The sequence below is a fragment of the Corynebacterium diphtheriae genome (assembly GCF_001457455.1).
GTDB lineage: Bacteria > Actinomycetota > Actinomycetes > Mycobacteriales > Mycobacteriaceae > Corynebacterium > Corynebacterium diphtheriae.
This window is the reverse complement of record NZ_LN831026.1, coordinates 485730-505263: the sequence shown is the minus strand read 5'-3', so window position 1 is coordinate 505263 and position 19534 is coordinate 485730. Positions and strand designations below refer to the sequence as shown.

Sequence of the window (19534 nt, the reverse complement as noted above, 5' to 3'; positions counted from 1 at the left end):
ACAGCTCCTTCCTTATCCTCCCCCGATCTATACGCCTAGGCCCACGCAGGATTAGCCGCCAACGGATTACGCTCCTCTACATAAATATCCGCACTAGACCCCTGCAAACTCATCGACACAAACCCCTTACGCCGGATCGTTTCTCGCCGCATCCACTCCATATCCACAGCCGGCAACATCCCCGCAGCTTCCTGCACAAACCGATTGATCTGCACATGCACCCGCTCCCACAAACTCTGCGCATCCACACCCCGTGCCTGGGAATATTCGTCGACAATGCCATCAAGGTTGCCAAACACCGACGCATAAAAGCCCTTATTCACAAACTCCTCATGGTCATCAGTCAACGTGATCGCGCCGGGTTCAAAAACCTGATCACTGGCCCACTGCTGTAGCCGAGGAGCCCACGCCCGCAAGCCCGAAAAGTCGCGCAGCATTATGCCGCGATACACCGGTGTCTTACCGCTGAGGTCAATGCGCACCAGCGTATTTTGCAGGTGCTGCTCTAACGCAATGCCTTTCACCATCATGAGTCCGAGGACTGTCGACATCAGGTCGTACACATAGTCGTCGAAAAACTCCTCATTAATATCGCGCAGCGGACTTGGAACCACACCTTCATGCCCGCGCAAAGCACACGCACTTACCGCGATTTCACCCGGCGCGAGATACGCTGTGGCGTCGTCACGCAGGAGCACCGAGAGCCCTCTTTGGCGTGTTTTTCGGAAGGAATCGTCGATTCCTTCCGACCTTTCATCGCGGCTAAGGGCTAATCCGCTCAATTCTGGGACCACCACTGCGCGCGGTTGCACATTGGTTTCTCTACGAAGTTGTTCCAATGCGGTGGCAACTAGGCCGGCAACTCGGGGCGTACCGAGTGCGCTGTCTTGGGAGATCGAGCGTCGTGTGGAGGTCAACGTGACATCGACAGCGCATTTGATAAAGGGTCGAGTCCCGCTGGGGGTAGGTGCATGTGGAACTAAGGTGCGCAACGAGATGGTGGGATGTGCGGCGATGGCGATATTGGGAATCGGCACCATCGTGTGGTCAGCAATGTCCTCGGCAAATGCTTCGCGGATGACATGTTCTAGTTGCCAGGGGTGCACGGGGATGATGGCGTAGGAATCTGCGTCGAGTCCCTGTTCGTGCAGGTGAGTACGCGCGTATGCGATGTGGTGTGGGAAGTGGTGGGCGATCAGTTGGACACAGTCGGCTGTGGTGGAGGTGTCGATCATTCGCTTATCGACGCCCACCAGACGCAGGTCGGTACTCATGCCAGCTTCGGGCCCGTAGGCTGCGGATTCTTCGATGCTGAATCCGCGCCGTAGTTTTGCGAGGGGGTGTACGTTGTGACCGCTGATGGCGTAGGAGTCGGCGGCAATCATGGCTGCGTGCGGTGGTAGGCCCTTGAGAAGATCCCAGTAGCTTTCTGGGGTGTTCACACGGGAGGTGACTTGGGCACGAACGAGGGCTAGGTTTTCCTCCGCATTGGCGATGTCGTCTCGAAGGGTTGGGAAGGAATCGTCGATTCCTTCCCTAACAGCAGCATCGTGGAGTCGGGTCGCTAAGGTTTCGTGGGCCCAATCGGAGTATGGTGCGCATGCGGCGCGGAGGGACTCTGGTGTGAGTAATTCGAGGTTTTCGAAAGGGTTGATGTCTGCTACATATTCTTGTTCGGTGACAGCTCCCGATAGCCGCATGCCGAGGACTCGTTTAACTGGCAAAACGGGCCCCAAGATGCGTTGGAAGACGATGGCGACCGTGTCGGCTGGGTGCAGGTGGGAGGCGGTGGTACGCCAATATTCTCGGGCGATGTGTGTTGAGAGTGCGAGGTTAATGCGCTGCTGGGCTGGTTTGGTTATAGCAGCGGCTGTGATGAGGTTGCGGTGTAGGTTGGCTACGAGTGGATAGAAGACTTTGTCGATGAGTCGAATGAGGTCGTTTTCTATCAGTGCGGTGGCGCGCAGCTTGTCGACGATGGGGTGCGCGGCAAGGGGTCCGTTTGCCCAGAGTCGACAGCCGCCTAGGTCACGGACGACGATGCGGTGGGGCATGCCGTCGCGAAGAATGATGATGGTGTTTTGGGGGTGTGGTTCGAGCGCTATTCCCCATCGTGCGATGAGGGCTACGGCTGGGACGAATAGGAGCTTTCCGAGTGCGGTAAACCAGTCGGTGGCGATGTCGTCGCGGTGGCGGTTGTGGCGGTGGCTGAGTTCGTCGATGAGGTCTGCTGCGATGGTGGCGCCGGTGAGTGGGTTGCGTGCTAGCAGCGTTGCGACGGGCATCGCGATCTCGTCATCTGCTTTTCCTGTCGGGTCGTCGCGAAGCACGGCGCCAAAACAGTGGGCGCGGATTCCGCTGTCGGCATTCCAGCGGATGGCGCTGCGGTCATAGGCAACGCTAAATGCTGGTTGGTCGATGTCGGTTCGGGGAATGAACCCGGCGTCGAGGGTGCAGGCGTCGTCGATAATGCTGGCGATGGCGGGCGCTGCGACGGCTCCTGCTGATACTCCTCGCACTGCGCCGGTGAGCTGGATTTCGAGCGCCACTTTGATGTGCATGGAACCAGTAGCGTCGCTGACACGCAGTGTGCGCACGGACATGAGGGGTTCTGCGGTGGCGGTCGTTTCGAGGAGCACGATCGTTCCAGAGGCGATTTCTTCAGCAAATTCGCTGTTAATCACGTTGTCCCATTGGAATGGGTGCACGGGGATCACGCTGTGATGGTGTAATTCACGACGCTCTAGCTCAGCGTTTAGTCGCGCGCCCAATAGCGGCATGGCTTCACTGATGGTTTCTACTGGGTGTCCTCCTACGACGACGGCATGGTCGGTGTCGACGGCGACGAAGCGTAGCTGGATCGTTTCTGTTTGTTCTGGGAGGACGTGTAGGAAAGAATCGCCGATTCCTAACGAAGTCTTAGCCGCAGGATGTGCAGGATGCCCGTCGCAGACGAGTTGTTCGCAGCGTGCCAACATGGCAGACGATCCGCGGTCTTCTAGTCGACAACGCTGTCGCAGGGCTTGGATGAGGTCGCTGTAGGGAGTCTGGGACGTATTGGTTGCGGTTTGTGCATTCAGCGCTTGTTCCCAGCGTTGTGTGATAGCGGTGCGTGCGCGGTGGAGACCCACCACGCTGTCGGCGATTTCGGCGCAGGCACGTTCGAGGTTGGTGGGCGTGATGGTCAGCTGGTTGTCCTGCGCTAGTTGACGAAGCAGGTCGGCTGGCGGGGTTGTGGTGTTGGTGAGTTTGTGGTGTGTCTCAGGGGTGATCAGGTGTTCGTCGATGAGTGCGGCTAGGAGGCGACCGCGGATGTCGGATTCACAATTACTCTGGGATATATAACCATTTTCTAACACATTAGGCGAAGCTACCCTAAACTATCGTTTGATGCCATAGGCAATCGGAAGTTGGCGATTCGTCTCTGGATCGGTCACCATCATGGTAGAAATACCAAAAGCCTGCTCAATCAGCCCAGAATCCAACGTTGACTGCGTTGGCCCTTGCTGCAAAACTTCCCCATTTTTCATCACCACCACATGGTCGGAATACTTTGCCGCATGCGCCATATCATGCAACACCATCACAATCGTGCGGCCTTGCTGATTCAGCTCATGAACCAGATCAAGAATCGCCAATTGATGCGCAGGATCAAGGAAGGTCGTGGGTTCGTCGAGAAGCAAAATTCCGGTTTCTTGCGCCAGCGTGACCGCGATCCACATGCGTTGTTTCTGCCCACCGGACAATGCCATGGCATCGACGTCCAAAAACTCAGTGATACTCGTCGCCGCAGCAGCCCGCTCAATGGCAGCATGATCTGCCGCACTTAACGACGCAAACGCGCCCGAATATGGATAGCGTCCAAAAGAAATAAGCTCACGCACCGTCATGCCGTCTGGGACCACCGGCTGTTGCGGAAGGAATGCAAGATTCCGTGCGAACTCCCGCGCACCAAAATCCGCAATAACTCGGCCATCCAACGTCACCTGGCCGCTTTCTGCACGCAGCTGCCTGCCAAGCACCTTCAGCAGGGTCGACTTTCCGCTACCGTTTGGCCCGATCAACGCGGTAATCTTGCCCGCTGGAACGTCGAGCGAAACATCTCGAACAATCAATTCTGCCCCGTACCCTGCAGACATCGACGTACAGCCCAAGGACTGTTGCGGCATTGTTGCTGTGGAATTACGGTCCATGTTTTATTTCCTCTTCACACTTGTCACGCGATGAACTAAGTAAATAAAGTACGGCGCACCAACGATCGCGATGAGCGCGCCTACTGGGATTTCTGTTGGCGCGAATGCCCATCGGCCAACCGCATCGGTAGCAACCACTAGCGCAGCACCCGCCACCGCAGCCACAGGAATTTGGCGCGATAAGGCCTGCCCTACCAGTAACTTCGCGGCATGCGGAATAATCAATCCGACGAATCCGAGCACGCCTGCCGCAGCCACGGCAGCAGAGCCACATGCGATGGCTACGCCCAGTGCCACTAACCGCAAGGCCCGACTACGCACACCAATGCTCGTCATCATCGCGTCGTCAAGCGCTAATGCATTAAAGTGCTTTGCACCGATTAAAGCTACAACGCATCCGATGATAACTACGGGTGCAACTGTCATCGCATCGGCCATCGTTCTGGCATAAAGCGAGCCTTTAAGCCACGTCATCGCCGCACCCGCTTCAGGGGCAACGCGTACCAGCAACAGTTGGGTGACGGCGGCAAGCCCAACAGACACGGCAACACCTGTCAGCGCCAACCGTGCCGGATCGAAGATCGACTTCCCTGCTGCCAGCAAAACCACCACGGCACCGAGCAGCGATCCCGCAAAGGCGATCGGGGTGAGCGCAAGCGGCGACAGCTGCCCGAAGCCAAGCAACGCCACTACGGCAGCGAGCCCACCACCGGCCGTGATCCCCAGCGTATCGGGGGCCGCAAGCGGGTTGCGTAACGACGTCTGCAGCAAACTGCCTGATACCGCCATACCAACACCCGCTAGTACTCCCACCACGATGCGCGGCATGCGGTAGCGCCAATACAAGCTTTCGCCACTGATGAGCCCAGCAACAACCTCGGGCAAAGATTTTTGCACCGCCCCAATAGCCATGCCCAACAAGCATGCCAACACCAAGCAAGCAGTACTCACAACAAGAGCGATAACAAATGTCTTTTTCTGCGCCATTACTTACCCTGCCTCTTCGTTCCCGACCCCAGCGAACGAATCCCCCACAGCAATAGCGGCACGCCTGCAATACCTGTCAAGATTCCCACGGGCGTTTCCGCAGGAGCCCACAATGTTTGCCCGACAGTATCGGCGACTAGCAGTGTGGTGGCGCCAACGGCTGCAGCGACCACGAGGCTACGTCGATGCGCTCGCCCCGCGATACGTTGTGCCACTACCGCAGCCAGCAAACCCAAAAAACCAATAGGGCCAGCAGCAGCTACACATGTCGCGGTTAGCACCACTGAGGCAACGATCGCCAAGGTCCGTACCCGCGCCGGATGCGCACCAATCGCGCGACTGACGGCGTCTCCTGTCCCAAGAGAATCGAAAGCTCTTCCCCCAGCAACAAGTACCGGAAACAGCATCACGAAAGCACACAACGCTGGCCACAGATCGCCCATACGCACACCGGCGAGGCGACCATTAAGCCACGCCAAAATGGTAGTCAATTGTGCTTCATCGAGAACCAAAAAGATGGCGGTCAAGGCACTAAATACTGCCGAGACAGCAATACCCAGCAGCACCATTTTTTGCACTGCATGGGCGCCACTGAGTTCAGGTCCGGCACCACGCACGCTCAACGAGATGGTAAAACCTGCGGCCAAGGCCCCACCGATGAGCGCCCCAGGCAATAGATAGGCACCGGTAGCAGAACCGGTGATAAAGCTCGAAGCTACTGCACCAAACGCGGCTCCGGCGTTGACTCCAGTGATGTGGGGATCCGCTAATGGATTAGAGGTGGCGGTACGCAGCAGGACGCCGCCAACACCTAGGCATGCTCCAACGATAAGGGCGGCGAGAAGACGATCGCGGGCAAGACTGAGCAATTCTGGGAATAGCTGAGGGGCATCGGCTGGTGCCGATACCCCAGATATGCGCCACCATACGATAGCCACAACAACTATCCCGCAGGCAAACAGGCTCGCCAATACAGCACGGGATTTCATAAACCTACAGTTAACAAATAGTCAGTGTTTTTAAGAGTTGATGATCTGATCGAGCATGACTTCTGCAGCCAGCGGGCCACGCGAACGTGACCACGTATCTTGCTCAACGTCGACGATGTTAGACACAACATCTGCATAAGGGCTAGAACGGAATCCCTCGATGTCGTTGTAGAGGTACATCACGTCAAGCTTCATCTCTGGCAGTTTGTCGCCGGTGAGCTCTGCAACGTCGGTCTTCGATTCAATGGCAGACTTCTCGCCGTCGTAGCCGTAGTCATAACCAGCAGCGGTGAGCAAAGATCCGGCAAAGGAATCTTTCACCCAAGTGTAGAGGGTGTTCTTGGACCAACCAATCAGCGCAGTGCGGGTACCTGGCTCTACTTTGTTTTTCGCTTGGGCAACCTTGGACTCGATACGGGTACGAACTTCCTTAGCTTTGTCTTCCGCACCTACCTTGGTGGCAATGTCATCCATGGCGTCTAGAACTTCGGTGTAGGAGGTATCACCGTAGGCGTGGGTGGGAGCGATCTCTTTGAGCTGATCCATGATCGCTGCTTGGCGAGTAGGGCTTGCCAGAATTAGGTCAGGTTCTAGCGACTGGATGACTTCCAAGTTTGGCTGCTTTGCTTGGCCTACCGACGTCACACCCTCGAGCTTGCCTTTTAGTGTCTGAGGCTCCTTGGACTTGCCGATCTCCACAATGCCTACTGGGGTGATACCCAATGCATGAAGGATTTCCTCATAGCGCCAGTCCAAGGCCACGACGCGGATACTCGATGGGTCTTTTTTCGCCTCTGCGGTCGTCTCCCCTGACTTGTCAGAGGAACATCCAGCAAGGGTTAGCGTGACGACGAGAACCAGCGCGAGTGCTGCGAACAAAGCCGAGGCTTTAGAACGCGCAACAGAGATTAATGGATTTACATGCATAGCTTCCCAAGGTAACACAACCCTAACTATCAGGGGAATGGGGTTAGCCCCATCGATATCTAATCGAAACAAAACGCGCACCCCGCCTCATGTTGGCAGTGTGCGCGTTGTAGCAAACCGTTAACGGCAGTTAGAACTGAACTGTCAGATCCACTTTTTGGAAGCTCTTCAAGTCCGTGTAGCCGCACTTAGCCATCGCACGTTTGAGGCCGCCGACGAAATTCTCTTCGCCGAACACATTCGTAGATGGGCCGTGCAGCAACACTTCCAAGCTCACTTGCTCAGTTTTCGGCATGACACCAGCGGTGCCGACCACGCCACGAGGGAATCGAGGGTGTGCCGCGGCAGATGGCCAGTACAGTCCCTTGCCGCCAGCTTCGGCAGCACGAGCTAGTGGCTCACCCAAGATCACAGCGTCGGCACCACATGCAATCGCCTTGACAGCGTCACCGGAGGTGAAGATTTGACCGTCTGCGATCACGTGCACGTAGCGTCCACCGGTTTCATCCAAGTAATCCCGGCGCGCGGCAGCAACGTCGGCGATGATTGTTGCGAGAGAATCGTCGATTCCTAGCGCACAATCGTTAGTATTTTGCCCACCGCCGGCAATGATGCCTACGGCACCGGCGCGCATGAGATGCAGTGCCGTGGTGTAGTCGTTAACACCACCGGCGATGACTGGAACATCAATGGAGCCGATGAATTCCTTGAGGTTGAGTGGTTCACCGTTTGTTTCCACGTGCTCAGCGGAGATGATGGTGCCCTGCACGATGAGGAGCTCAGCACCTGCTTTGATCAGGATGGGAGCAAGTTCGTGGCAATGCTGTGGCGATACACGTACTGCAACGGTTGCGCCCGATGAGCGAACTTGTGCGATGCGCTCGACGAGAAGGTCGGTGTCGAGTGCAGCAGCATGGAGTTCTTGGAGCTTTTTGGTGGCACGGTTGCATGATCCGAGGTCGAGTTCGTCGTCGCCGTAGGCGGTGATGACTTCTTGGATTGCTGCGTCGAGGTCAGCGTGGCGACCCCAGAGGCCTTCCGCGTTGATCACGCCGAGTCCACCCTGCCTGTCCATCTCGATCACGAAGTCTGGTGTTGCCAGAGCATCGGTGGGGTGTGACATGAACGGGATGTCGAAGGTGTAGGCATCGATGTGCCAGGTGGTGTCTACGTCCTTGGACGAGCGGGTGCGTCGTGATGGCACGATAGCAACGCTGTCGAGGTGGTAGGTACGGCGGGCCTCGCGACCCATTCCGATTTCGACGTAATCACGCATGAAAGAAGACCTTTCAGATTTTCCGGTTTAGTGGTAGTTAGGTGCTTCGACGGTCTGCTGAATGTGGTGAGGATGTGATTCCTTCAAACCAGCAGAGGTGATTTGAACGAAGCGTGCGTTCCACAAGTCATTAATCGTAGCCGAACCGGTGTATCCCATGGCAGCGCGCAGGCCGCCGACGAGTTGATGGGTGATGGCATCGATGGAGCCACGGAATGGTACGCGGCCTTCGATTCCTTCCGGAACCAGCTTGTCTTCGCTCCTTACGTCTGCTTGGAAATAGCGATCCTTGGAATAGGAACGCTTCTCACCAGATAGGCCGCGGCCTTGCATAGCACCCATGGATCCCATGCCACGGTAGCGCTTGTACTGCTTGCCACCGACAACCACGATGTCGCCTGGGGCCTCTGCGGTACCAGCCAGCATGGAGCCGAGCATGACGGTGGATGCACCGGCGGCGAGGGCCTTGGCGATATCGCCGGAGAACTGCATACCACCGTCAGCGATGATCGGTACACCTGCTGCGTGTGCGGGAACGGAGGCCTCCATGATGGCGGTGATCTGTGGTGCACCAACGCCTGCTACGACGCGGGTGGTGCAGATGGAGCCTGGTCCAATGCCAACCTTGATGGCGTCAGCGCCGGCTTCGATCATGGCCTTGGCTGCAGAACGGGTTGCGAGGTTACCACCGATTACGTCGATACGATCGCCCCATTCTTTCTTGACGCGCGAAACCATGTCCAGCACGCCCTTGGAGTGTGCGTGCGCGGAATCGACGACGAGGACGTCCACACCGGCGTCGACAAGCGATCCGGCACGAGTCCACGATTCTTCGCCGACACCAATGCCTGCGCCAACCAGGAGGCGGCCAGTAGCGTCCTTGGAGGCGTTCGGGTACTGCTCGGTCTTGACGAAGTCTTTCACCGTGATCAGACCGACGAGTTTGCCTTGCTTATCGACGATAGGCAGCTTCTCAACCTTGTTGGTACTCAGAAGGCTGAGTGCTTGTTCCTTGGTCACGCCTTCCTCAGCGACGACCAAGGGCATAGGAGTCATAACTTCAGAAACCTTGCGGTCGAAGTTCTGCTCAAAGCGCATGTCGCGGTTGGTACAAATACCGAGAAGTTTTCCTTCAGAATCCACAACCGGAATACCAGAAATGCGAAAGCGTGCGCACAGCGCATCTACTTCGGCGATGCTCATGTCTGGGCTACAGGTTACTGGGTCAGTGACCATTCCAGACTCAGAGCGCTTGACCGTCTCAACGTGAGCAGCCTGCTCCTCAATGGAGAGGTTACGGTGCAAGATACCCATGCCACCTTCGCGCGCCATAGCGATAGCCATGCGGGATTCAGTCACGGTGTCCATAGCTGCGGAAACAACTGGGATGTTCAAGGAGATATTTCGGGTCAGCTGAGTGCAGGTGGACACCTCGCTTGGGATTACCTCAGAAGCGTCCGGAAGTAGAAGTACGTCATCGAAAGTCAATCCCACGAGGGCTACCTTGTTGGGGTCGTCGCCACCAGTGGAAACGCGCTGCTGCGTCATGCATTTACTCCTGAGAAAATACGTTTTGGGCTGCCTTAGGTTATCGCGTGTACACGATGTTCCTAGATTAGCCCCTATACACATAATTGGAGAATAAGTTATAACCACTTAGGCGACGGTTGCCCCACACACTAGCGGGGCAATAGGGTGGGACACGTGAACTTTGATTGGCAAATGCCCCGCGATCCTTTCGCCGACGATCCCAATGATCCGGCGTCGTTTATCGAAGACGACGAACAAGCCCCTCCCCTTACCGAGGCTGAACGTCAACACATCAGAGAAGACCTTGAGCTGGTCAAGCGCTTTAAAGAGGCCTTAGAGCCCCGTGGAATTAATGGAATCTTTTTCCTCTGCGAGGACTGCGGCGAGGATCATTACTACGACTGGGACATCATGGCTGCCAATATGCGAGCCACCCTCGCCGGTGAGCTCGCCCCCGTACATGAGCCTAGTGTGAATCCCAACCCACATGCTTATGTTCCTTGGGATTACTGCTTGGGATACCTCGATGGTTTAGAAGCCCCGCGCATGCGCTTTTTCTAAAGACTGCGCCCCCGCATAGCAAAAGAGCTGGCAGGAAAGAAATAATCTTCCTGCCAGCTCTTTTGCTATCTACTGCAGTGGCTCTAACGAATCGAGGTCGCCACCGAACAGTGGTGCCCGAGGTGCTGGGGACACAGGCGCCTCGGTCGTAGGCGATGGCGTTGGCTCAGTTGAACTCTTCGACGCCCCTGTTGACGGCGTTTCCGATGACGGCGCCACGGTAGTGGTCACCGTACTGGTAACCGTTTGAGTCACCGTTGGCGACGGTGGTGCCGATGGTTCCGGAGCCACTGGTGCTTGTGTTGACGGCGCTAAAGACGCTTCCGCATCATTGAGCTTCTTTGCAGCTTGAGACTGCTCCGGCTCTGCTAACTTTTGCAAAAGATCATGCGCCTGGTCTAAAGCTAACCGAGCACCGTGGCCGTCGCCACGATCTGTAAGCTGTTGAGCTTGCTCTAACTTGGAAGCAAGTTCTACAACTGTGGCCTTAGAAGTAGCAGAGTTACCAAACATTTTCTGGCTTATCGGATACAGCGACGACCCTTCGTCAGCGTTGTAAATCAACGATCCACTACCAGCAATCAGCAAGGTTGCAGCTGCCGCACCAACAAGGCCATGAGCAAAGGAATTACCCCAGCGTCGGCGCGGCAACGCAATAACAGTTGCTTCTTCCGGCTCATCTGCTACAACGTTATCGTCCACGACTGGGAATGTATTCGTGGGGGCATCATCGTACTTGTTCGAGATGCTTGTTACTCCCGTTGCAATCCCTAGGGAAGCAAGCGTTGGAGCTGCAGGAATCTCAGAATTGATACGCTCGCGCTCGGCAAGAAAAAGCTGGGCTAGGTGGTCTTCGCCATGCGAAGGATCGATCCCCCGAGAAAGCTGAGTAAGAAACGCGTCATCGTTCCACAGCTCATCAATCGGCTGAGAGGCGTGCCCATCGGCGCCATCCCAACGGTGTTTGGTCATTCCCCAGTCTCCTGCTCTATTGCCTTACGCAACGTTGCCAGCGCACGGTGTTGCGCGACACGCACCGCGCCCGGCGTACTTCCTACAATCTCGGCTGTTTCCTCAGCCGATAACCCCACAAAGACCCTCAGGGTGAGGATTTCGCGTGGCTTGTCACCTAGTAGATCGAGAAGTTGCTGCACTCTGTTACTTCCCGCCGCTAGCAGGGCAAATGACTCCGGAGTGTCGTTATCGATCTCTGTTTCCGGCACCTCGTCTGTGGGGTTAGAAAGATCACGAGAATACAGGCGGTGTGCGTCAGCCACTTTGTTGGAGGCAATGCCATACACGAACGCCATGAAGGGCTTTCCCTGATCCACAAATTTGGCAATAGAAGTAGCTACGGCAAGACAAATTTCTTGAGCTACATCTTCTGGGGTGGGATGCCGTCCACCACTCAGGCGAGTGCGCGCATAGCGAAGCACCTGCGGATACACGATAGAGATGATGCGCTGAAGGGCGGTCTTATCGCCCGCTGCAGCAGCAGGAACTAGTCGTTCTAGCTCCCTCACCTCTTCGTTCACTGGTCTTCGCGCCTTTCTTTTTGGAGAAACTTATGTGCACCCTTGGTCGAAGCCTATCGAGCACATAATCATTTTAAAAATCTACTGGATAAGTGTTAGTTTTCCTTAAAACACCACATGCCGGTGGGAGAAGACGCTGTTTAAGCGTTTCTCACGCACCGGCATGTGAGTGCATACCCCCTGCTACTCCACCGTTTTTAGTGGTGGTGATGGTGGTGGTGACCAGCCTCAGGAGCTGGTGCAGCTGGCTTTTCTACTACCGATGCTTCGGTGGTAAGAACCATGCGTGCCACGGAGGTGGCGTTCACCACTGCCGAGTGAGTGACCTTCACAGGATCAATAATGCCCTGCTCGATCAGGTTGCTGTACTCCAAGGTGGCAGCGTTAAAGCCTTCACCGTTAGGAAGCTCGGATACCTTTGACACGACGACAGCGCCGTCGAGACCTGCGTTGTCTGCGATCCAGTACGTAGGCTTTGCCAAAGCGTTAGCCAATGCGATGACGCCGATCTTTGCATCACCCTCAAATTCCTGGGCGTACTCGCGCAGCTCCTTGGAGATCTGCACCAGCGCAGAACCGCCACCAGCGATAACGCCTTCTTGTGCGGCGGCACGAGCAGCGTTGATGGCGTCTTCGACGCGCAGCTTACGCTCGGAAACCTCAGTCTCCGTTGCAGCGCCCACCTTGATCACGGCAACACCGCCGGAGAGCTTAGCTAGGCGCTCCTCAGCTTTTTCGCGATCCCATGCGGAATCGGTGTTTTCGATCTCACGGCGGATTTGTGCACGACGGTTTTCTACAGCCTCGGCGGTACCAGCACCATCGACGATGATCGTCTCATCCTTGGTGACGGTCACGCGGCGAGCGGTACCAAATACCTCAGCGCCTGCTTCGTTGAGGTTTACGCCGACCTCTGGGTCGATGACGGTAGCACCGGTTACCACAGCGAGGTCGTCCATGAACGCTTTACGACGCTCACCAAAGTACGGAGCCTTCACAGCAACCGCACGCAGGGTCTTACGGATCGAGTTGACGACGAGTGTCTGCAGTGGCTCACCTTCGACATCTTCCGCAATGATCAAGATTGGCTTGCTTGCCTCAAGAGCCTTTTCCAACACTGGAAGGAAGTCTGGCAGAGAGGAAATCTTGTTGCGGACCAGCAGGATAGCTGGCTGTTCGAGCACTGCGTGCTGGGTGTCAGTGTCGGTGATGAAGTATGGGGACAGGAAGCCTTTATCGAAGGACACACCCTCGGTGACATCGAGGTATGACTCGATGGATTGCGACTCCTCCACAGTGACCACACCGTCTTTGCCCACTTTTTCCATCGCTGCTGCCACCATGTCGCCGACCTCTGGGTCACGCGAAGAAACGGTAGCAACGTTAGCGATGTCTGCAGCCGAAGAAACATCGGTTGCACGCTCGCGCAGCTTTCCTACTACGAACTCGGAACCAGCAGCGATACCGCGGTTGAGCTCGATAGGGTTAGCACCTGCAGCAACGTTGCGCAGACCCTCGGTCACAACAGCCTGAGCGAGCAGGGTTGCGGTGGTGGTGCCGTCGCCAGCGATGTCGTTGGTCTTGACTGCAACGGACTTCACCAGCTGTGCGCCAAGGTTTTCAAAAGGATCGCTGAGATCGATCTCGCGCGCAATGGTCACACCGTCGTTAGTCACGGTTGGGCTACCAAAGGCTTTTTGCAACACAACGTTGCGGCCACGAGGCCCCAAGGTCACCTTGACTGCGTTGGCCAGTGCGTCGACACCCTTGAGGATGCCTTCGCGTGCTTCTTGATTAAATGCAATCAGCTTTGCCATACGGGGGCTGCCTTACTTCTCGATGATGGCGAGAACGTCGCGAGCGTTGAGCAGCAAGTACTCTTCGCCGTTGTACTTCAACTCGGTTCCGCCGTACTTGGAGAACACAACGGTGTCGCCCTCCTTGATGTCCATAGGAACGCGGTCATCACCATCGAAGCGGCCTGGGCCTGCAGCGACGACGACGCCTTCCTGTGGCTTCTCCTTAGCAGAATCTGGAATCACCAAACCAGAAGCGGTGGTGGTCTCAGCTTCGCTGATCTGAACGAGGACGCGGTCCTCCAAAGGCTTGATATTGACGTTAGCCACGATATACCTCCGTTACATGAAGTTTCTCTTTGTGCCGGTTGTGGGAAATCCAGCACAGCCGTCGTCGCGGGTGAACAACTGTGTGAGTTACAACCTACTGGCACTCTACCCCTGAGAGTGCCAGCTCTCAACACCGTACGCCTACAGCGAATGCACCAACGGGATTTCCACTTCCAAAGAAGTATCCGTTCCCACCGACAAGCCCGAAGGCTGCGCACCCTCATGAATCAACTGAGACGCCACCGCAGCAATCATCACGCCATTATCCGTGCATAACTTAAAGCTCGGCACCCGCAACTCAATGCTCGCACTTTGGCATCGCGCCGCCGCCAACTCCCGCAATCGCGAATTCGCCGCCACACCGCCACCAAGCAACAGCACCGAAGCACCCGTATCTTTACACGCCATGATGGCCTTCGACGTCAACACATCCACCACAGCCTCCTGGAACGACGCACACACATCCTCCACAGAAATCACACGGCCCTCGCGCTCCGCCGACTCCACGTAGCGAGCCACCGACGTTTTCACACCCGAAAACGAGAAATCATAGCGATGCTCACCACGCAGATCGTCGGCACGCGAAAGGCCACGCGGGAAACGAATCGCCTTACGATTACCGCGAGCAGCAAGCTTATCCACAACCGGCCCGCCTGGGTAGCCCAACCCAAGCAGCCGTGCCACCTTGTCATAAGCCTCGCCGGCGGCGTCGTCAAGCGTCGAACCCAACTCCCGCATCGGCTTGCCCACCGCCTGAACCTCAAGAATCTGCGTATGCCCACCCGACACCAACAACGCAATCGAATGCGGCAACTCCTCCCCCTCCAAATTCGCCACCGCCACATGGCCACCCAAATGATTCACACCATAAAACGGAACACCCCACGCAGCCGCATACGCCTTAGCAGCCGACGCCCCCACCAACAACGCACCAGCCAACCCAGGGCCCACCGTCGCAGCCACCGCATCCGGACGCTCCACCCCCGCCTGTGCCAATGCCTCCTTCATCACCGGAATCATCGACTCCAAATGAGCACGCGACGCAATCTCCGGAACCACACCACCAAAACGCGCATGCTGCTCCATCGACGACGCCACCGCATCCCCCACAATCGTCATCGTGCCATCATCGGCCAAATCAATAATCCCCACACCCGTCTCATCACACGACGACTCAATACCAAGAACAATCATTTACGCATCCTCACCTTCACTCAACTCAACCCCACAACCAGCAGGACGAACCATCACAAAAGCATCCGCACCCGACGGCTGATAATAATTCTTCCGCACACCCTGGTGCTCAAACCCCAACGACTCATACAACGCAATCGCCGGCACATTCGTCGTACGAACCTCCAAAAAAATCGGGCCACCAGCAGTATCTGCAACATGGACAAAATTATCCATCACCAACCGGCCGAACCCACGACGCTGCCACCGCGGATCCGCACCAACCGTATGAACCTCAAACTCCGGATCATCCGCAGGACCCAACATCGCAAGCCCGCCATACGCCACAACCTCACCATCAACGTCCACACCCACATAAAACGTATGAGGCTGCGCCATCTCCGCAACAAAATCCGCCTCAGACCACGGATTCTCCTCTGAAAATAACAACTGCTCCAGCTCCGCACACCGCGCCGCATCCTCACGACGCAACAACCGCAACTCCACAGCCACTTACAACTCCACATCCGGAATCGCAGGCGACTTAGGCTTCGCCGCAGGCTCCTTCGCATCCGGACGCCTCAAATACAACGGCTCCAACGGACCAGGCTCCACACCAAAATCCGCCACCGCAACCAAACACTCCGGCAACGGCCGCAAATCCACCGTCTTAATCCTCACAGCCGCCTCCGGCAACGACGCCTCCAGCTTCTTCGGCACCGAAATCACCGATGTTCCGGAAAGAATCGACAATTCCTTCGGAGAAATCACATCTGGGCCGGCCACACGCTCCCCATCGCGGTAAGCAGTCCAATACACTTCTTTGCGACGCGCATCCGTGGCCACCAGCACCGAACCCGTCAACTGCGTAGCAATCGCATCATGCGTGGACACGCCATACACCGGAACGTCAAGCGCATGACCCATCGCAGCAGCGGTCACCATTCCCACACGCAGACCAGTAAACGGCCCCGGACCGCAGCCAACAACAATGGCTTCGATATCCAAGAACTCGTGTCCCGATTCCGCCAACAGTTCCACAACAGTCGGTGTAAGCAACTCATTGTGTTGGCGGGAATCTTCATAAATTCTTTGGGCTAGTACGGAAAGAATCGTCGATTCTTTCCGTACTAAACCGACAATAAGGTCTGGGGTGGAGGTATCTATAGCAAGAACAAGCACGCCTAGTAAGCGTAGTCGCTTGCGCTAGGCGTGCTTGTTGCGCGGTGCCGATTTGGTGCAGAAAGTTTTATGAGGCGATGGCCCAGCCACCGTTTTCCTGCTTGATAAACGGCACGAGCTGGCGGGTATCAAAGCCGCCTTGCACAGGGGTGGAGCATACGTCTACTTCCGCACGGTCGAATTGTTCGAAGGTGAAACCGCCTTCTTTGTTGGCCATCACGATGTAGTTGACGTCGTCAGGCACTTTGGTGCCTTTGAGGTGAAGTTGTGCTGGATCAACTCCGTAGTTGTCCTTGATGGATTTTTCATCTTCGCCTGGGCAGATCATGGCTGCGGCGACCCAGTCGGAGCCGTAGACGTCGGCAAGCGATAATGCGGTAATGCGCAGGCCGTTGTTGCTCATGCGGGAGAGCACGGTTTCGAGTTTGCCTTCGGTGTTTGTTGTTCCCACCGCTGCGTGCGCGGAGGCAATCATTGCGCCCACAGCAGCGGTAAAGACGATCAATAGTGCGGCGAGCAGGCCTTTGGCTGTTTTGTTCATGGGTTTTCCTCCGTTTGTATGAATTCCTCTGGAGATTCAGTGAGCTTTAAGCACAGTACTACGCACGAACCGAAAATCCCAGCTTCCCCGCGATGGTTGGTGCGAGGCAAGCTGGGATCTTGGGTACAAACGAGCGCTTATTTCGATTAAGCGATCAGTGCCAACAGTAGCATCTGGCTGGCAATAATTTTGCCGATCATGGCCGTGGGATACACGGTGGCGTACCCACGTGTGGCCAGCTCAGTGCCGGTTTGTCCGTTGAGGTAGGAGATGATGGCGGGGTTGGTGGTACATCCTGCTGCCACGCCCATTGCTTCATCCCATTTCAGTTTGAATAGCGGCATGCAGACCAAAGCACACACGAGTGCAGAGGTGATCGTCACGATGAAGCCGCCGGCGATGACGGTGAGCGAGGCAGGGTCCGTGAGCGCTTGGCGGAAGCCCACGCCAGCGGACGTTCCCACGCCGGCGAGGAAGATGGCCAGACCGAAGGTGCTGATCGTGCGGCTTGCGTGATAAGGCATCTGCCAGTGGATCGGGCCGGTGCGGTTGAGCGCGCCGAGGATCAGGCCTGCGACGATGGGACCACCACCGAAGCCCAAAGACAAGGTGTTTCCGCCTGGCAGCGGGATCGGGATAACACCAATAGCTAGACCGATGACAAGGCCGAATGCGAATGGCATGAGGTCGACGTCGGCAAGCGAGCGTTCAGAGTCGCCGAGGAAGCGACGCACTTCGCTCATGCGGTTAGCGGGGGCGATCACGCGCACACGGTCAGAGTAGTGCAGCACGTCGTCAGGCTCGGGCACAACATCGGCGTCGCCACGACGCAAGCGGGAAATAATGAAGCCGGAACGAACCGTGTCGAGGTCCGAAATCTTGCGGCCGACAACAGCTTTCGACGACACCGTGAACCGTGAGTACACCAAATCGGTATCTTCAATCGGTACATCCTGCTGCTTACCTACCTTGGCGATAGCACGCTCAAGCGCATCAGGGGTGCCATGAATCACCAACACCATGCCCTCGTGCAGACGATCATTCGGCGCAGCAAGAGAGTGGAAAGTCTTGGAGTGCACCACGCGAGTAGCGATGATTTCCTCACCGGCAAGAGTTGGCAGCTGGGCGATCGTACCGTTGATTCCTGGGCCGATGCGCACACCTGTCCACTCCAGCGGATCCGACACCAAGCCTTCTTCGGCAGCGTCGGCGGCATGGTTGATCTTCATCAACTTCGCACCAATGGCTGCAACAAGAATCGATCCGATCACAGCACCTGGGTATGCCAGCGAGTACCCCACGACTGGTTCTGATGCGACAGACTCGTCGATTCCTTCCAGCATTTCGACCATGGCGGCCATGCCGGGGGTTGATGAGAGTGCACCGGCGAACATGCCGGCACCGATGATTTCGTCGAGGCCAAATAGCTTGATGATGCCGTATGCGACGGCCATCATGAGCATGAGCAGGCCGATCATGAACAGGGTGAGTTTCCAACCGCGGTGGCGGAATTCGGCGAAGAATTCAGAGCCGGCAGACAGACCGATGGCGTACACGAACATAGCGAGGCCAAGCTGATAGACCAGTGGTGGCAGTTGGAGGGCTGGGTCCACGGTGGATAGCGCGAGGGCTACGAAGAGGACAGCGGCGGCACCGAGTGAGATTCCGAAGAATCGGATCTTGCCGATAAGCAGGCCGACGGCCAGAATGAGCGCGAGCGTCAGCAGGGGCTGAGCTGCGAGAAATTCGAGGATATGAATTGGAGTTCTCCTGTGAGACGAACGATGAGGAAACGTCCGGCCCCTGTTGCGTTGAGGGACACGTATCTGCACATGATTGTGCTTAGAAACTGCAGGAAAATCAATTCTTTCGGCTGGCCCGCCGAGGCGTTTCGACGCCCCTGTCGCAGGTGATATCGGCAGTTCACGGCATGAATGTTGATATGTTTTCAGTAAACTGCCGGAAACTGCCGGCTGGATGATTTCACGTCGATAGGATGTTACCGACGTAGATCTCTTTTAGGGTTCGATAACTTTCCACGTCACAATTCTGGCCTCCGAATCGGGGTCGTCGATATGCGCTGTGGTCCGATCAAAGGTGATGAGCAGGTAGCTATCAGTAATCTGTTCGACTAGTCCCCCACCCCATTCGGCGACTACAACGGCATCTTCTAGCTCAGTTTCTAGGTCTAGAGAATCGAGTGCACCGATGGGATCGGTGGCACCGGCGGCGTCGTCGATAAGGCGGTATGCGTCGACGTGTACAAGCGATGGTCCACCGCTTAGTGACTTGTGTTCGCGAGCGATCACGAAGGTTGGCGAGGTAACGCGGCCTTTGACGTTGAGTCCGCGGGCTAACCCTTGGGTGAAGGTGGTTTTACCTGCGCCGAGGGGGCCGTCGAGAATAATCACGTCTCCTGCTTCGAGGTGGCTGCCAAGTTCTTCGGCGAAGGCTTGGGTTTCTGCGGCGGTTTCGAGTCGTATGTTTCCGCTACGAGCAAAGGTGGTATCCATG

The 19534-nt window shown here is 56.5% G+C and carries 18 protein-coding genes; 1 reads left to right on the top strand and 17 read right to left on the bottom strand.

What is annotated here, in order from left to right; translation table 11 throughout:
• Positions 1 to 35: 35 nt before the first annotated feature.
• The 7 genes from AT687_RS02530 to guaB all read right to left on the bottom strand — a co-directional run bounded on the left by AT687_RS02530 (position 36) and on the right by guaB (position 9920).
• Positions 36 to 3359, bottom strand: a complete 3324-nt coding sequence (locus AT687_RS02530; protein WP_014318715.1) for an IucA/IucC family protein — start codon at positions 3357 to 3359, stop codon at positions 36 to 38.
• Positions 3360 to 3380: 21 nt separating this feature from the next.
• A complete protein-coding gene (locus AT687_RS02525; RefSeq protein WP_014318714.1) occupies positions 3381 to 4193 on the bottom strand; it encodes an ABC transporter ATP-binding protein in 813 nt (270 codons plus the stop codon).
• Positions 4194 to 4196: 3 nt separating this feature from the next.
• Positions 4197 to 5180, bottom strand: coding sequence for a FecCD family ABC transporter permease (locus tag AT687_RS02520; RefSeq protein WP_014302976.1), 984 nt, complete (start codon positions 5178 to 5180; stop codon positions 4197 to 4199).
• Complete coding sequence (locus AT687_RS02515; protein ID WP_042381592.1) at positions 5180 to 6169, bottom strand: FecCD family ABC transporter permease; 990 nt, start codon at positions 6167 to 6169, stop codon at positions 5180 to 5182. Before AT687_RS02515 ends, AT687_RS02520 begins: the two co-directional genes overlap by 1 nt.
• Before the next feature lie 30 nt (positions 6170 to 6199).
• Positions 6200 to 7096 (bottom strand): ABC transporter substrate-binding protein, encoded by an 897-nt coding sequence (locus tag AT687_RS02510; RefSeq protein ID WP_014318713.1) that lies wholly within the window; start codon positions 7094 to 7096, stop codon positions 6200 to 6202.
• Between the two features lie 130 nt (positions 7097 to 7226).
• Positions 7227 to 8372 (bottom strand): GuaB3 family IMP dehydrogenase-related protein, encoded by a 1146-nt coding sequence (locus AT687_RS02505; RefSeq protein WP_014318712.1) that lies wholly within the window; start codon positions 8370 to 8372, stop codon positions 7227 to 7229.
• Positions 8373 to 8399: 27 nt separating this feature from the next.
• On the bottom strand, positions 8400 to 9920 hold the full coding sequence (guaB, locus tag AT687_RS02500) for an IMP dehydrogenase (protein WP_014318711.1): 1521 nt from the start codon (positions 9918 to 9920) through the stop codon (positions 8400 to 8402).
• A 156-nt stretch (positions 9921 to 10076) separates the two neighbouring features.
• Here guaB and AT687_RS02495 point away from each other — a divergent pair, with 156 nt between their 5' ends.
• Entirely contained in the window at positions 10077 to 10463 is a 387-nt protein-coding gene (locus tag AT687_RS02495) for a DUF5319 domain-containing protein (RefSeq protein ID WP_004566901.1), read from the top strand.
• A 69-nt stretch (positions 10464 to 10532) separates the two neighbouring features.
• Here AT687_RS02495 and AT687_RS02490 read toward each other — a convergent pair whose 3' ends face one another.
• The 10 genes from AT687_RS02490 to tsaE form a co-directional block, all read right to left on the bottom strand.
• Positions 10533 to 11435: a hypothetical protein gene (locus AT687_RS02490; RefSeq protein ID WP_014318710.1), complete on the bottom strand. Its 903-nt coding sequence runs from the start codon at positions 11433 to 11435 to the stop codon at positions 10533 to 10535.
• Complete coding sequence (locus tag AT687_RS02485) at positions 11432 to 11986, bottom strand: sigma-70 family RNA polymerase sigma factor (protein WP_014306532.1); 555 nt, start codon at positions 11984 to 11986, stop codon at positions 11432 to 11434. The genes AT687_RS02490 and AT687_RS02485 overlap by 4 nt, the downstream gene beginning before the upstream one ends.
• A 209-nt stretch (positions 11987 to 12195) precedes the next feature.
• Positions 12196 to 13815, bottom strand: coding sequence for a chaperonin GroEL (gene groL / locus AT687_RS02480; RefSeq protein WP_014318709.1), 1620 nt, complete (start codon positions 13813 to 13815; stop codon positions 12196 to 12198).
• A gap of 12 nt (positions 13816 to 13827) precedes the next feature.
• The gene (groES, locus tag AT687_RS02475) at positions 13828 to 14124 is read right to left on the bottom strand and encodes a co-chaperone GroES (protein ID WP_004566891.1); all 297 of its coding nucleotides are present in this window, start codon (positions 14122 to 14124) and stop codon (positions 13828 to 13830) included.
• Positions 14125 to 14265: 141 nt separating this feature from the next.
• Positions 14266 to 15318: a tRNA (adenosine(37)-N6)-threonylcarbamoyltransferase complex transferase subunit TsaD gene (tsaD, locus tag AT687_RS02470; protein ID WP_004566888.1), complete on the bottom strand. Its 1053-nt coding sequence runs from the start codon at positions 15316 to 15318 to the stop codon at positions 14266 to 14268.
• The gene (gene rimI, locus AT687_RS02465) at positions 15319 to 15810 is read right to left on the bottom strand and encodes a ribosomal protein S18-alanine N-acetyltransferase (protein ID WP_021334886.1); all 492 of its coding nucleotides are present in this window, start codon (positions 15808 to 15810) and stop codon (positions 15319 to 15321) included.
• Positions 15811 to 16479: a tRNA (adenosine(37)-N6)-threonylcarbamoyltransferase complex dimerization subunit type 1 TsaB gene (gene tsaB, locus AT687_RS02460; RefSeq protein ID WP_014318707.1), complete on the bottom strand. Its 669-nt coding sequence runs from the start codon at positions 16477 to 16479 to the stop codon at positions 15811 to 15813.
• A 67-nt stretch (positions 16480 to 16546) separates the two neighbouring features.
• A complete protein-coding gene (locus AT687_RS02455) occupies positions 16547 to 17020 on the bottom strand; it encodes an ACT domain-containing protein (RefSeq protein WP_004566884.1) in 474 nt (157 codons plus the stop codon).
• Positions 17021 to 17166: 146 nt separating this feature from the next.
• Positions 17167 to 18774, bottom strand: a complete 1608-nt coding sequence (locus AT687_RS02450; RefSeq protein WP_041740612.1) for an aspartate:alanine exchanger family transporter — start codon at positions 18772 to 18774, stop codon at positions 17167 to 17169.
• A 264-nt stretch (positions 18775 to 19038) separates the two neighbouring features.
• Positions 19039 to 19533 (bottom strand): tRNA (adenosine(37)-N6)-threonylcarbamoyltransferase complex ATPase subunit type 1 TsaE, encoded by a 495-nt coding sequence (gene tsaE / locus AT687_RS02445; RefSeq protein ID WP_014306528.1) that lies wholly within the window; start codon positions 19531 to 19533, stop codon positions 19039 to 19041.
• Position 19534: the final 1 nt, after the last annotated feature.